This window comes from Psychrobacter sp. Pi2-52 (genome assembly GCF_904846705.1).
Classification (GTDB): Bacteria; Pseudomonadota; Gammaproteobacteria; order Pseudomonadales; family Moraxellaceae; genus Psychrobacter.
This window is the reverse complement of the sequence record NZ_CAJHBS010000026.1, coordinates 1-15,049: the sequence shown is the minus strand read 5'-3', so window position 1 is coordinate 15,049 and position 15,049 is coordinate 1. Positions and strand designations below refer to the sequence as shown.

Below are 15,049 nucleotides of genomic sequence, written 5' to 3'. Positions count from 1 at the left end.
AGTAATAAGTCCTCTTACAATTTATGGCTGATGAATCGATAGAAAAGACTAGATTTTTCGACAATCATTAACTAATATAACTGTGGGCGACGTTCTGTATAGTTATCGTAAAAAATGTCTATTTAACAACTATTTAGTGGTTTTTTCTTAGTTTTTAGAGTTCTTTACTAAATATTATTGTCTCAAGCGCGGTTACTTACTATCTATAATAAGGCTATCGTAAGTGACGCAACCTCTCTTATTGTCACTCTTTTTAGGGTAAACAAAGTGCTTGAATACAGGGCGTCAGATATTCAAGATAAACAAGTGCACCGTTATTAAGTTATTTTATGCTTAGCGCTAAATGCTAAACATGACAACATAACAAATGATGCTTAAATGAATGGCATTAGATATCACTGATTGAGTAACTGGCATTTAAGGGCGTAGATTCTCCCGTTGCCAAGGGCTGCTACTTACTATCTTTTGATACACGGACCACATGTCAAGACATCAGCTAATGACCAGGAGGGTCAAGGGTTTTACTTTCTCTTAAAGTATGATGTCTATCGAGCATTGCACTATTTGCTAATTCGAACACACGAATATCCACTATCAGCCCGTTCTGCTTACGGGTACCAACTTATACTCCGCATTGGAAATGTAAGTTGCCCGTCTACTTAAAAGGACAAGCTATGTCAATGATTTCCTCACAAACACACCTGGCCACGCCAGATGATTTTTCTGATAATTGCGGTTTTGGCCTAATTGCCCATATTGAGGGTGAAGCGAGCCATGATTTGGTAAAAACTGCCATTCATAGTTTAAGTTGTATGACACATCGCGGCGGTGTTGCTGCTGACGGTAGAACTGGTGATGGTTGTGGCTTACTATTAGCGACGCCTACCGATTTCTTTAAACAGATTGCTGACGAGCAGCAATTTGCCATTACGGACAACTTTGCTGTCGGTATGGTGTTCGTTAATTTAGATAGCGATAAAGCCAAGCATAGCCAACAAGTATTAAGCGATGAGATTACGGCCCAAGGATTAGAAGTGGCTGGCTGGCGTGATGTACCACTTGACTTGAGTATAGTTGGTGAGATTGGTCGTGAGACATTGCCAGACTTTAAGCAAGTGTTCGTTAATGCGCCAGATGATCTAGCTGCCGATGATTTCAACCGTAAGCTGTTTGTTGCACGCAAAAAAGCAGAGCAGCGTTTGACGGATGATGATCTATTTTACGTCTGTTCATTGAGTTGTCAGACTATTATTTACAAAGGCTTGGTAATGCCTTCAGATTTACCAGCGTTTTTCTTGGATTTGCAAGATGAGCGTTTGGCATCACATATCGTAGTCTTCCATCAGCGTTTTTCAACCAATACCTTGCCGCGCTGGCCATTGGCACAGCCATTCCGTTATCTTGCGCACAATGGTGAGTTAAATACCATTACAGGCAACCGCAACTGGTCTAAAGCCCGTACGCCAAAGCTAAAATCAGACAAACTGCCTAACTTGAATGAGCTGACACCACTTGTAAATAGTACGGGTTCAGATTCATCTAGCTTAGATAACATGCTCGAAGTGCTTATGTCTGGTGGTATGAACCTGTTCCATGCAATGTCTATCTTGGTACCGCCAGCGTGGCAGAATGTTGATAGCATGGATATGGATCTGCGTGCGTTTTATGAGTTTTACTCACAGCATATGGAAGCGTGGGACGGTCCAGCAGGTCTAGTCATTCAAGATGGACGCTATGCGGTCTGTATGCTCGATAGAAACGGTCTGCGCCCGTCACGTTGGGTAACCACTAAGAACGGTTATATCACTGTTGCATCAGAAGTGGGTGTTTGGGATTACGAGCCACAAGATGTATTGGCAAAAGGTCGCGTTGGACCTGGTCAAATGCTGGTCATTGATACGTTAACAGGTCAAATTCTAGATACAACCGCTATTGCAACTTTACTAAAAACGGCGCATCCATATCGTAAATGGTTGCGTGAAGAAGCGACGCGTGTCCGTGATGATGAGCGTCTAGAAGAGACATTGGCAACGCAAGCGTGCCGCGGTGATAAGCTCAAAGCGCTACAAAAGATGTATCACATCACCAATGAAGAGCGCACAGAAATCATTCGCCCTAATGCTGAAAATGGTCAAGAACCAGTCGGCTCAATGGGTGACGATACGCCAATGGCTGTACTGTCGCAGCAAATTCGCCATGTCGGTGATTTTTTCCGCCAGCAGTTTGCACAGGTAACCAATCCGCCAATCGATCCATTACGTGAATCAATCGTGATGTCGTTGCAGACCTGCTTAGGCGCTGAGACTAACGTATTTGCACCATCTGCGAGAGATGCTCATCGTATTATTTTGTCATCGCCAGTATTGTCAGCCAGCAAGATGCAGCAGCTTGAAACTTTGGATGATCCAGCGTTTAAGATGGCTCGCATTGATCTGAACTATGACCGTACTTTAGAACTATCTGATGCTATCGTCGCTATCTGTGAGCAAGTGGCAGATAACATTCGCTCAGGTAATACGTTGATTGTCTTATCTGATAAAGATATCGATGCAGACAAAGTACCCGCCAACGCCATTATGGTAACTGGTGCTGTGCATCATTATCTAATCGCGCAAGGTATCCGTACCGATGCTAATTTAATCATTGAGACAGGTCTTGCCCGTGACTCGCATCAAATAGCGGTATTGATTGGTTTTGGTGCAACTTGTGTATATCCATATCTGGCATACGATGTCATTGATGATTTGGTCGCGACTGGTGAGCTACTCGGTGATCCGATTCAAGCCCGTGTTAATTTCCGCAAAGGCTTAGATAAAGGTTTGCTGAAAATCTTATCAAAAATGGGTATCTCTACCATTGTTTCTTATCGCGGCGCGCAGTTGTTTGAAGCAGTCGGCCTATCAGAAGAAGTCGTCAATTTATGCTTTAAAGGCGTACAAAGTCGAATCAAAGGCGCTACCTTTGCAGACCTTGCTACTGATCAAGCGCAACTGGCTGCCAATGCGTTTAAGCGTCGTGCCCCTCTAGATCAGGGTGGTCTGCTCAAATTTGTCTTCAACAAAGAGTACCATGCCTTTAATCCTGATGTGATTAATAGCCTGCATACTGCAGTACGTACTGGTGATTACGATAATTACCGTAATTATGCTGATTTAGTTAATAGCCGTCCGGTAGCGACCTTACGTGATTTGTTGCAACTGAAAACCGACAACAGTATCGATATCAATGAAGTGGAAGATATCTCTGAAATCTTGACGCGTTTTGACTCAGCTGGCATGTCATTAGGGGCGCTATCTCCTGAAGCGCATGAGTCGATTGCGATGGCTATGAATACCATCGGTGGTCGTTCAAACTCTGGTGAGGGCGGTGAAGATCCTGCACGTTATGGCACATTGCGTAACTCAAAGATCAAGCAAGTTGCCTCTGGTCGTTTCGGGGTGACACCTGCCTACCTTCGTTCCGCTGAAGTCATGCAGATTAAAGTAGCTCAAGGTGCCAAGCCTGGTGAAGGTGGACAGCTACCTGGTGGTAAAGTCAACGCGCTGATTGCACGCTTGCGTTACTCGGTGCCAGGTGTGACTTTGATTTCACCGCCGCCGCATCATGATATTTATTCTATCGAAGATTTGGCACAGCTGATTTTTGATTTAAAACAAGTCAATCCAGATGCATTGGTATCGGTTAAATTGGTCTCACGTCCAGGTGTTGGTACGATCGCGACAGGCGTTGCAAAAGCCTACGCCGATCTGATTACTATCTCGGGCTATGACGGTGGTACGGCAGCGTCTCCGCTATCGTCTATCCATCATGCAGGCTCACCATGGGAGCTAGGTTTGGCTGAGACTCATCAGTCTCTACGAGTGAACGGGTTACGTGATAAGGTGCGTGTCCAGACTGACGGTGGTCTAAAAACAGGACTGGATGTAGTAAAAGCTGCTATCTTGGGTGCAGAAAGCTTTGGCTTTGGTACCACGCCGATGATTGCAGTTGGTTGTAAGTACCTACGTATTTGCCATTTAAACAACTGTCCGACAGGTGTTGCTACTCAAAAAGCCAAGCTGCGTGATGAGCATTTCATTGGCGAAGCAGAAATGCTGATTAACTTCTTTAAGTTTGTCGCGACCGAAACACGTGAATGGTTGGCAGCGTTAGGTGTTCGCAGTATGGAAGAGCTGGTCGGTCGTACTGACTTGCTTGATATTCTAGAAGGTAACACTGATAAGCAGCGTCATCTTGATTTAACACCATTGCTATTTAGTCACCCAGCCAGTGTGGGCAAAGCCCAGACGTGTCAGGTGGAGCGTAACGAGCCGTTTGATAAAGGCTTGCTTGCTGAGCAAATGATTAGCGATATGCTCGTGAACATTCGTAAAGGAGCAGGCGGCGACTATAGCTATTTCGTTGGTAACTGTGACCGCTCTATCGGTGCTCGTATTTCTGGTGAGATTGCGCAAGTCTGGGGCAACCTTGGCATGAGCGATATGCCAATCAAACTTCGTTTAACTGGTACTGCAGGACAAAGTTTGGGTGTGTGGAATGCTGGCGGTTTAAATATCGAGCTTGAAGGTGATGCCAATGACTATGTGGGCAAAGGCATGGCTGGTGGTGAGATTGTTATTTATCCGCCAAAAGACTCAAACTTTATAGCACAAGAAACGGCCATCATCGGTAATACCTGTCTCTATGGTGCAACTGGCGGTAAGCTATATGCTGCTGGTACTGCAGGTGAGCGTTTTGGCGTCCGTAACTCTGGCGCACACGCAGTTATCGAAGGCACAGGCGACCATTGCTGTGAATATATGACTGGCGGTATCGTCACGATTCTTGGCCGTACTGGACTCAACTTCGGTGCTGGTATGACGGGTGGTTTTGCGTATGTACTCGATATGGAAGGCGACTTCTTTGACCGTTGCAACCATGAGCTAATCGATCTAAATCGTATTTCAAGCGAGCAAACAGAAGAGCATCGCATTCATTTGCAACAAGTGATTGAAGCTCATGTAGATAAAACAGGCAGTGCATGGGGTCAGACAATTCTGAATGACTTTGAGCACTATGTTCGTAAGTTCTATTTGGTTAAGCCAAAAGCGGCGAACATTGCAAGCCTTCTTAAAACTACCATGGCCGACCCACAATAGCCGATACATGACTGCCTATCGTATCAATGGAGTGCATTGATAGAATGTATTGATGGATCGGCAGTCGCTTTGATTAGGTTAGCCAGCGTTCCGTTTTTAGAGACGTTTTAACTCACAGGTTTTCAGCAGGTACGTGACAGCAGTGATATATGTCTTAGATTTTAGACAAACAACACATCGCATGACTGTCGCCACCCACTGCAAAAGAGCCTTATATAAAAGAGATAGCACCATGGCAAAACGCTTAGAAAATAACTTCCAGTTTTTAGATGTACCGAGATTTGATCCAACCAAAAAAGACATTGCAACGCGCTCAACAGAGTTTGTTGAGATTTATAAACCTTTTGAAAACGAAGCTGTTGCCCAGCAAGCGCATCGTTGTCTTGAGTGTGGTAACCCGTACTGCGAGTGGAAATGCCCAGTACACAACTATATCCCTAACTGGCTAAAACTGGCCACAGAAGGACAGATATTCCAAGCCGCTGAGTTATGCCATCGCACCAATACCTTGCCTGAAGTATGCGGACGAGTTTGCCCGCAAGATCGCTTGTGTGAAGGCGCTTGTACATTGAACGATGGCTTTGGGGCAGTGACGATTGGTAATGTTGAGAAATATATCAACGATACCGCGTTTGCACTTGGCTGGCGTCCGGATATGTCTGAAGTCGTTTGGACAGACAAAAAAGTTGCTATCATTGGCGCAGGACCAGCAGGTCTTGGCTGCGCAGATATCTTGGTCAGAAATGGTGTCAAGCCTGTCGTCTTTGACAAACGTCCTGAAATTGGTGGCTTATTAACTTTTGGTATTCCTGAGTTCAAAATGGAAAAAGACGTCATGCGTAACCGCCGTGTCATCTTTGAAGACATGGGTATGGAATTTCGCTTAGAGACAGAGATCGGTACAGACGTCACCATTGATGAGCTATTGGCTGAGTATGACGCGGTCTTTATGGGTATGGGTACATACACCTATATGCGTGGCGGCTTCGCTGGTGAAGAGTTGACAGGCGTCTACGATGCGCTAGATTACCTGATTGCCAACGTCAACCGTTGTAATGACTGGGAAAAAGATGCCGAAGAGTACATCGACCTTAAAGGCAAAAGAGTTGTCGTACTAGGAGGTGGTGACACAGCGATGGACTGTAACCGTACCAGTATTCGTCAAGGTGCTGAAAAAGTCGTCTGTGCTTATCGCCGTGATGAAGAAAATATGCCTGGCTCACGCCGCGAAGTAGTCAATGCTCGTGAGGAAGGGGTTGAGTTTTTATTCAACCGCCAGCCAACAGAAATCATCGGTTTAAACGGTAAAGTTAACGGCGTAAAAGTTGTTACTACTCAGCTAGGTGCACCAGACAACCGTGGTCGTCAACGCCCTGAGCCAATTCCTAATTCTGAAGAGATTATCCCATGTGATGCCGTGATTATGGCATTTGGCTTTAGACCAAGTCCTGCTGATTGGTTCGAGTCGAAGCAAGTGGCAATGGACAGCTCTGGTCGAGTGTTGGCTGCAGAAAAACAAACCTTTAAATTCCAAACGCAGAATCCCAAAATTTTTGCAGGTGGTGATATGGTACGTGGCTCTGACTTGGTTGTGACCGCGATTTGGGAAGGCCGTGAAGCTGCGGAAGGTATTCTAGACTACCTAGAAGTATAATACGCTAGCGCAATAGACTATTACTCATTCACACTGATGCGGTTCTCAATGAATAATTTGTTGAGTCATTTGATAAATAATCTTCAATAGCGTAGATTTCAATATAGTGTGCTAGGATATTTTTTATAACGCCTTTTACCTGTGAATAATAGGTAGAAGGCGTTATTTTTTGCCCGTCATTTTGCTGATAGAATATCAACTTATACTTACCGCTAGTTAGTGAGATTTTTTAATAATCTTTTATTAAAGTGTCTCACTTAAATATTCCACCCAAAAAGAGTAGCCTTGCGTGAAACCCACCCTTTATCAGCGTATTATTGCTCCATTTGTCGAACCCTATGTTCGCTACCAACATGCAGATATTTTACATGCCACACGCCTAGGCACGGCTGTGATATTGGCTTTATTGATCAATAAAATCACCAATCTTCCGCACGGTGAATGGACGACCATTACAGTATTCATTATTCTAGGGTTATTGCAATACCAAGGTGCTATTTATACTAAGGCGAAAGAGCGCGTGATTGGTACTTTGTTAGGTATTGGTACTGCGCTTGGGGTGTTATGGTTTAATCAGAACGCAGGCGCATGGCTATGGGTAGACTATGCCCTCATTGGTCTGCTCAGCGGCATCATTGGCTATTTAGCCGTCAGACAGCTTGGGTATACAGGGCTGCTAACGGGCATCACTATGTTGATGATTGTCTCTGATTTAGGCAATAATAGCATTGGTCAAGATGGTATCTACCGCGCGCTAAATATCTTACTGGGGACAGGCGTTTCGGTAGCAGTGACGCTAATTTTGCCGCTCAAATCAACGTTGATGTGGCGGTTCTTATTGAGTAGTAACCTTGACGCTTGTAGTAGTCTCTACGCGGGCGTAGGTCATCATATTGATGCAACGGATGGAGTGGTGGACGACTCTGTTCAAAAGTTAAACCCAGTGGCTTTTCCTGTTAAGGAAGTACCCGTTGATAGGGCATTGGTCACAGCGTTACAGCAGATTAATAAACGTCTGCTGGCTGTGCGACCACATATCGCGGCGACAGCCAGTGAGTCAGGAATCGAAAAAGAAACGCTAGAGACGATCCAACGTACCCACCGTAATATTATCGGGACGATTGATTTACTGTTAAGTGCGGCACCGCGCTTGGCAAATATCGAGATTGATGAAGAAAATCATGTTTTATTGGTACATTATCAGCATGAGCTTACCCAAGCGATGCAGCACATGGCAGCGGTGTTACGTAGTCCAAGCGATGAAGTATTTCGACCCATTACTCGTATTGCTGTCTCGGAGTATCCAAGCGTACAGCACCTAGCATTTGAGTGGCAGGGCTATTTTTGGTTGACACAAACCTTACAAACTCAGTTGCAGCAGCTGAGTGATTTACTACAAACATCGAAGCCGCATTGGTTTGCTGCATCTGGTCTAGGCTATCAGCGCCGTGAGCAGCGCCGTATGAAAGAGCAGGGCGGCGAGACAGATTTACATTTGTAACGCAAAAAAAACGCTGGCCATTTAAGATCAGCGTTTTTATTTTTCAAAGACTACTTTATTTTAAAATGCTAAATCAAAACTATTATCGACCGGTCTTTAGCTTATCCCAGTACTGTTGATACACTTGCAACGCCTCATCGCCTACATCTTCTTGGAACTCAGCTTTTGCCAATACCTCTTTAGAAGGGTAAATCGTTGGATTGTTTTGGACACTCTCATCCATCAGCTCACGTGCTGCTATATTTGGTGACGCATAGCCGATCTCTTCACTAACAATTTTGGCGTTTTCAGGGCGTAATAAATAATCAATAAATTTATGTGCTGCATCAACTTGCTTGGCATTTTTTGGAATGACAAAATTGTCCATCCACAAGATAGCGCCTTCGGTTGGATACTTATAAACCAAGCTAGTCAAACCTTCGTCATTGGCCATGACTGCCTCACCATTCCATGTCATACCAAGCGCAGTCTCACCTTCGATATATGGCATACGTGTCGCATCAGAGTTAAAAGTTTTGACGTTTGGCATCAACGTGGTGAGCTTATCGTAAGCGGCTTCAATTTCATCAGGATTGCTACTGTTACCTGAGTAGCCAAGGGTCAGCAGTGCCATACCAAATACTTCACGCACGTCATTAGTCAGCATCACCTGACCTTTATACTTAGGATCCCATAGGTCATTCCAGCTATTGACAGTTTTCGGATCGACACTGTCACCGTTAATGGCGAGACCGGTGCTGCCCCACATATAAGGGATAGAGTATTTGTTATCAGGATCAACTTTGGTATTGGTAAATGAGGTATCAAGGTTTTTGAAATTGCTCAATTTAGATTTGTCTAGCTCTTGCAACAGCCCTTCTTTCGCCATCTTTTCAACATAATAAGTCGATGGAATCGCTAAGTCATACTGGCTCGAATCATCCAATAGTTTGAGCTTGGCATACATGGCTTCGTTAGAGTCAAATGTGGTGTAATTAACTGAGATGCCAGTTTCTTCTTCAAAACCATCTAAAATCTCTTGCGGCATGTATTCTGACCAGTTGTAAAGGTTCAGCGTCTCATTGCTCGCCGCAGCACTGCCATCTGCTGCATTGTCAGAGTTGCTGCAGCTGGCAAGTACCAAGCCTACAGCCGCTGCTAACAATGCTTTTGGCACTATGCGACTGACACTAGCCAAGGTGTGAGTAGTTGGATGGGACGATGATAAATGGGTCAAAATATCTCTCCTAAATAAAGATAATGCAAATCAGAAAAATTCAATAAAAAGCCAAAAAGATAAAAGCCTGACATGGCCAATAAAACTATTATGGTCATTAGTTTATACAATTTAAAGGGTTATTATTAAGGCAATGCTTAACAATACTAATAAAAATAGCCAGTTGGGCTAATGAGATGAGTAGCAAAACTAACTGAATGACAGCTAATTTTGTGTAGAATTGCTAGCGAGCTGCTAACGTCGAATCGAAAAAAGATAGCATATAACCATGCTATGATTGGCGCAGGCCGAAGTATGACGAACATCATCTAAGCAGATATCAACCTTTGGCTCTAAGACACTAACCATACCATAATAATAAAGGATACAGCACAATGACCGAAAGTACCTCAACTCAAAACGCCTTGAATAAAAGCCACTCAGTTATACCAGCATTGCTCACAGATAAAGTTGCCATAGTCACCGGTGCCAGTCGAGGGCTTGGTGCACAGATTGCACAGCAAATGGCAGCAGCAGGTGCTATCGTTTGCGTCAACTACCTCAATAGTAAACAGGCTGCTGAGGCGGTAGTGGCTGACATCATCGCGATAGGCGGTCAAGCATTTACTTATCAGGCGGATGTCACCGATCTTGAGCAAGTGCAAGCAATGGCAGCTGAAGTCATCACTCGTCATGGACGTATCGATATACTGGTCAATAATGCTTTGCCGAATTATCAGTTCAATCCAAGCGCTGCGTACACCAGTATTGAAACAGTAAAGTGGTCGCATTTTTCACAACAAATGGACGGTATTGTTAAAGGCGCAGTCAATACGGTGCAAGCAGTGCTTCCGCAAATGAAAGCGCAGCAAGTAGGTAAAATTATTAATATCTCAACCAATCTTGTCTACAACCCAGTGGTGACCTATTATGATTACACCACGGCTAAATCAGCGTTGATTGGACTGACTCGCAACCTAGCAAGCGAGCTTGGACAGTATGGTATTCGGGTTAATTTGCTGGCAGGTGGATTATTAAAAACTACCGACGCAAGCAGCTTAACCACTGAAGAGGTATTTGATTATATCGCGACTACAACGCCGCTGCGCCAAGCGACTTCGGTAGCTGATTTTGCCAATTCAGTATTGCTCATGGCATCTGATTTGAGTGCAGCTATCACAGGACAGTCGATCGCTGTTGACGGTGGTTTGACGATGCCTTAATTGAGGCCTTAACTGATGCCTCAACGCTCTATTGGATTTGTAGAAGGGATGAAATGAATACTCGACAAAGTATTGGAATCATCACCGCTACAGTTTTCAGTTGAAACGTCTATATAAAATTAGCCCATAACAAAAAGCCCTTACTAATCGGTTAGTAAGGGCTTTTTTTAAATGAACGTTAATTAGATGAACATTAATGGCTTTATGTGCCTGGACAGTCTTATGACTTCATTGCTAACTGATTAAGCACGGTTTGAATACCATACTCTTCAATCGTCCCAGTGACAAAGTCAGCGCGTTCTATTAAAGCTGGCTGCGCATCTCCCATGGCCACAGCAAATCCAACCAAGTCGAACATTTCTAAGTCATTCATACCATCACCAAATGCCATACACTCGCTTGCATCTACCGCATAGTACTCGCATACATCTTTGATACCGCGAGCTTTTGATGCCTCTGCTGGCAATATATCGGCACCAATCTGATGCCAATGTACCAGCTTTAAATCATACTGGGCAAAGTCGATATCCTGCATTTTTTCTTGCTGATTGTTAAAAAATACCGAGCATTGATAGACGGTATTTGTCTTGTAGTACTCAGGATCAAGGATCGAATTGGGCGTGACCGCATTGAACTCGCGTAAACGTTCATTTTCACCTGACCAAGCGATATGAGTGGCAGAGTCAAACTTATGAATCAAATCACTCTGCTGGCATAGGCGTACGATTTTATCTGTCTGTTCAGCCGTTAGCGGGTAGTGGCTGATTCGGCCGCTTTTATCAAAACTATATTGTCCATTCATACAAATAATAGCGTCCAATATATTTGCGTCAAGCAACGTTATAATGTCTTCAGGCAATATGGCTTTAGAACGACCAGTCGAAATCACTAGTTTAATATCGGTATCTGCAAGCTGCTCAAGCGTCGCTTTATTGTGTTCAGCGATGATGCCGTTACGGCTTAAGGTATCATCGATGTCAAAAAAAATGATTTTTGGGGTCGAAATCTTAGTAGTCATACTTTCTTTGGCAATTTTATCTTCGATAAACATGATGATCCTATTATTTTTAATCGTGTAGATACAATGATTCAGATACTACTACAACATACCCAATCAGATAAATACCTATCGAGTAACCTACGATGCTGCAAGCATGCTTATTAATTCAGTATCCGCATAATTGTCTGTAAGTTTGTTAATTGCTTGTCCAGAGGATTAACAAAAATGCTAAACGATATGATTAACTTAACCGTGTCTATGTATTATAAAGTTATATTCAATTATCAAAAACAATCTACCAAATAAGATGGACTCTCGTTATTAATGCATCAGCTACCTAAAGGAATAAGTATGAAATTCTTTACCTTAAAATCGGTTACAGCCTTGGCAATCTTGGCTTTATCTGCCAATGCTCTTGCAATGGATGTTAAATTTAATGATGCTGCTTGGGATGGCAAAAAAGTACCTGAAGGTCAGCAATGTCTAAATTATAATGGCAAAAGTCCAGCCACGCCTAGCATGACTGTTTCAAACATTCCGGCAGGCGCGGAAAGCTTGGTATTCGTCTATAACGATGTAAGCAACAAACGTATGCAGCATGGTGGGCATGGTATCGTGGAGTTCGCACTACCAGAGGGTGCTACGAGTGCAGAAGTACCACGAGTATTTGGTCATACTTACGAAGTACCAGTAGGTATTGAGATGGTCGCAGAATACCGTAACCGTAAAGGCGAGGCGGGCGGTGCATATAAGCCGCCTTGCTCTGGCGGCAAAAACCATCTGTATACGGTAGATGTACAAGCATGGCAAAGTGATTCGGTACTTGCTGAAACAACAGTCGAGATGGGTCGGTATTGATACGTTAGCTATTCAATCAATATGCAACAATTAGTATGCAATAAAGCCGCCTATACCAAACTGTGTATACATAGCACAGACGGCTTTTTATTGAGGGTAGGTTATGTTTCATATACCTATAAACGGGCTAGCTTAATAGACATGACAGACCCTGATTGATGTTTATAATATTTAGTCTATAAGTAAACATGACTTAGTCATATAAGTGCGTTGAGGCAGGGTTATAGGAGAATATAGATTAGGCTTGTTAACTATTGGAATAATGCCAAGATACTGAACGTGACAACTTTGTAGTATAATTTTACTACTATGGATATTGGTATGCTATATCATTGAAACTTCTATGTTATAAATCTAAAAAAATCATAGCAAATGATAAAAAACGTTATTAATTATACTTTATCTTAAAGTATACCTTGATTTGAATGAATTATTTTATAAATAAGGTTTCTTATGAACATAACGACAAGCCAACCTTCAGAAGATAGAAAAAGGCATGGCGAGCATATTCTTATCCATATGACATATATCGCCAAAAATGTCGATCTAGATTCTGGGATTGAGCTGACTCGCGCACTTGAGTACTGGCGCAGATATTTTGAAGAAAACGATATCGTTTCAGCTTTAGTCATTAGTGAAGGTTATTTCGTTCAAAGTTTTCAAGGGACAAGGCCTGCTATCAATACTGCCTTGGAAAAAATACTTGACGAGCATTCAACTATTGTCCCTAATATCGTGAATATAGAGGAAATAGAATCGCGCCAATGGAGTGGGTTTTTAGTTAAGCATCTAACCTCAAGTGTTGAAGACGAAGAGCATGCTCTAAAGAACTTCTCAGCAGGCTCCGACTACAATCCTTATCTAATGAAAAGCTCTCAGATTGAAAGCTTCTTGAAAGCGGTTTTTGAAGATGCTGAATCTAATTAATTTTAAATGAGTGGTATTTGGTTTTTAAGCATTTACCTCTTAGAATAGGTAATATCCACTTGTCCTAGCTAAAATATAAAAGCCGTCTATACCTGTGTATAGGTGGCTTTTTGTTGAAAGCAAGTTAGCAGTATGGGTACAGGATGTTTTCTTAGCAGTTGGACAGAATATTGGTGAATGTTCATAAGTGACTATTCATACCTGACTCTTGCAGGATTTAACTACTAAAAATGACCTAGTGATATCTGTTTTTATCATGTTATTTTAAGGTATGGATGATAAGAAGCTGATCAATTCCCAAGAGTTTTATTGATTATACTTTATGATAAAGTGTATATTAATTTATATACCTATTATATAAATGGATTTTCTTATGTATATAACGACCAATCAAACGTCAGAAAATAGGAAAAGACATGGCGAGCATCTGCTGATTAGCCTAACGTATATCGGTAAAAATATTGAAATGAAAACAGGTATAGAGTTGACTCGTGCTCTTGAACAGTGGCGAAGATACTTTGAGGAAAGTGGGTTGGTTGCAGCGCTTGTGATCAATGACGGTTACTTTGTTCAAAATATTCAAGGCTCAAGACCGGCGGTCAACGCTGCTCTAGCGAAGATAATTGATGAGCATTTCAAGATTGTTCCTAATGTTGTCAAGGTGGAAGAAATAGAAGCGCTTCGGTGGGATGGGTTGGTAACCAAGCACCTGACGGAAAGTGCCGAAGATGAGGAGTATGCCTTAAAAAGTTTCTCAGCAGGGTTTGATTTCAATCCTTACCTAATGAAAAGTACTCAGATTGAAAATTTTCTAACAGCGATATTTGAAGGTGCTGAATCCGATAGGTTTTAGATGAGTAGCCTTTACATATCATAAGAGTCATCTATTTTAATTGGCGTAAAAAAGCCGTCTATAAAGTGTCTTTTGATTTAGATAATTTTTTATAAATAAGGTTTCTTATGCATATTACTACCAGCCAACCTTTAGAAGATAGAAAAAGATATGGTGAGCATATCACTCTAAGCCTAACGTATATCGGCAGAAATAGTGACAGTAATAATGGAATAGGATTGGCTCGTCTGCTTGAGCAATGGCGAAGGAATAATGAAAAAAGTGGTGTAACCTCAGCGCTTGTCGTGAATGACAATTACTTTATTCAAAATATTGAAGGTCCAAGACCTCTTATCAATGAAATACTAGTAAAATTGATCAGTGAGTACTCTTACCTAGTACCCCATCTCAGTGAGATTGAGGAAATAGAAGAACGTAGGTGGGATGGGTTTTTAATAAAATATTTAACATCAAGTGCAGAAGACGAAGCATATACCCTAAAAAGCTTCTCGGCAGGTGCTGACTTTAATCCGTATCTAATGAAAAGCACTCAGATTACAAGCTTCCTGAGAACGATCTTTAAGGATACCGAATTCAATAAAGCTTAAATAAATTCTATATTTTGATTAACGTAAAAAAGCCGCGGGAGTTTCCTAAAAACTGTGTAACTGCTTATAATCCATTAACAGGAGAATAAGCAATGACTACTCAATCTGACATT

Annotated in this window: 10 protein-coding genes; 8 read left to right on the top strand and 2 right to left on the bottom strand. The window is 42.5% G+C overall.

Annotation, left to right across the window (positions count from 1 at the left end; all coding sequences use genetic code 11):
* Nucleotides 1-674: 674 nt before the first annotated feature.
* The 3 genes from gltB to JMY00_RS12065 all read left to right on the top strand — a co-directional run bounded on the left by gltB (nt 675) and on the right by JMY00_RS12065 (nt 8,293).
* Nucleotides 675-5,138: a glutamate synthase large subunit gene (gene gltB, locus JMY00_RS12075; protein ID WP_201580319.1), complete on the top strand. Its 4,464-nt coding sequence runs from the start codon at nt 675-677 to the stop codon at nt 5,136-5,138.
* 232 nt (nt 5,139-5,370) lie between these two features.
* Complete coding sequence (locus JMY00_RS12070) at nt 5,371-6,792, top strand: glutamate synthase subunit beta (protein ID WP_201580318.1); 1,422 nt, start codon at nt 5,371-5,373, stop codon at nt 6,790-6,792.
* Nucleotides 6,793-7,081: 289 nt separating this feature from the next.
* Nucleotides 7,082-8,293: an FUSC family protein gene (locus JMY00_RS12065; protein WP_201580317.1), complete on the top strand. Its 1,212-nt coding sequence runs from the start codon at nt 7,082-7,084 to the stop codon at nt 8,291-8,293.
* 82 nt (nt 8,294-8,375) lie between these two features.
* On the opposite strand, the gene JMY00_RS12060 is transcribed toward JMY00_RS12065, so the two are convergent.
* Nucleotides 8,376-9,509, bottom strand: a complete 1,134-nt coding sequence (locus JMY00_RS12060; RefSeq protein WP_201580316.1) for an extracellular solute-binding protein — start codon at nt 9,507-9,509, stop codon at nt 8,376-8,378.
* Between the two features lie 374 nt (nt 9,510-9,883).
* Here JMY00_RS12060 and JMY00_RS12055 point away from each other — a divergent pair, with 374 nt between their 5' ends.
* Complete coding sequence (locus tag JMY00_RS12055) at nt 9,884-10,711, top strand: 3-oxoacyl-ACP reductase (RefSeq protein ID WP_201580315.1); 828 nt, start codon at nt 9,884-9,886, stop codon at nt 10,709-10,711.
* A gap of 220 nt (nt 10,712-10,931) precedes the next feature.
* Here the strand turns inward: JMY00_RS12055 and JMY00_RS12050 are convergent, their stop codons facing one another.
* Nucleotides 10,932-11,762, bottom strand: coding sequence for an HAD family hydrolase (locus JMY00_RS12050; RefSeq protein ID WP_201580314.1), 831 nt, complete (start codon nt 11,760-11,762; stop codon nt 10,932-10,934).
* Between the two features lie 300 nt (nt 11,763-12,062).
* Between JMY00_RS12050 and JMY00_RS12045 the strand changes: the two genes are divergently transcribed.
* From JMY00_RS12045 to JMY00_RS12030, 4 genes are all read left to right on the top strand, one after another.
* Nucleotides 12,063-12,569, top strand: coding sequence for a hypothetical protein (locus JMY00_RS12045; RefSeq protein WP_201580313.1), 507 nt, complete (start codon nt 12,063-12,065; stop codon nt 12,567-12,569).
* Nucleotides 12,570-13,022: 453 nt separating this feature from the next.
* Entirely contained in the window at nt 13,023-13,496 is a 474-nt protein-coding gene (locus tag JMY00_RS12040; protein WP_201580312.1) for a BLUF domain-containing protein, read from the top strand.
* A 373-nt stretch (nt 13,497-13,869) separates the two neighbouring features.
* Entirely contained in the window at nt 13,870-14,349 is a 480-nt protein-coding gene (locus JMY00_RS12035; RefSeq protein ID WP_201580311.1) for a BLUF domain-containing protein, read from the top strand.
* 107 nt (nt 14,350-14,456) lie between these two features.
* The gene (locus JMY00_RS12030) at nt 14,457-14,936 is read left to right on the top strand and encodes a BLUF domain-containing protein (RefSeq protein ID WP_201580310.1); all 480 of its coding nucleotides are present in this window, start codon (nt 14,457-14,459) and stop codon (nt 14,934-14,936) included.
* The last annotated feature ends 113 nt before the right edge of the window (nt 14,937-15,049 follow it).

Bases quoted from the DNA above. Each gene is read 5' to 3' on its own strand.
- gltB (WP_201580319.1), top strand. From the start codon at position 675: ATGTCAATGATTTCCTCACAAACACACCTGGCCACGCCAGATGATTTT.
- JMY00_RS12070 (WP_201580318.1), top strand. From the start codon at position 5,371: ATGGCAAAACGCTTAGAAAATAACTTCCAGTTTTTAGATGTACCGAGA.
- JMY00_RS12055 (WP_201580315.1), top strand. From the start codon at position 9,884: ATGACCGAAAGTACCTCAACTCAAAACGCCTTGAATAAAAGCCACTCA.
- JMY00_RS12050 (WP_201580314.1), bottom strand. From the start codon at position 11,762: ATGTTTATCGAAGATAAAATTGCCAAAGAAAGTATGACTACTAAGATT.
- JMY00_RS12045 (WP_201580313.1), top strand. From the start codon at position 12,063: ATGAAATTCTTTACCTTAAAATCGGTTACAGCCTTGGCAATCTTGGCT.
- JMY00_RS12040 (WP_201580312.1), top strand. From the start codon at position 13,023: ATGAACATAACGACAAGCCAACCTTCAGAAGATAGAAAAAGGCATGGC.
- JMY00_RS12035 (WP_201580311.1), top strand. From the start codon at position 13,870: ATGTATATAACGACCAATCAAACGTCAGAAAATAGGAAAAGACATGGC.
- JMY00_RS12030 (WP_201580310.1), top strand. From the start codon at position 14,457: ATGCATATTACTACCAGCCAACCTTTAGAAGATAGAAAAAGATATGGT.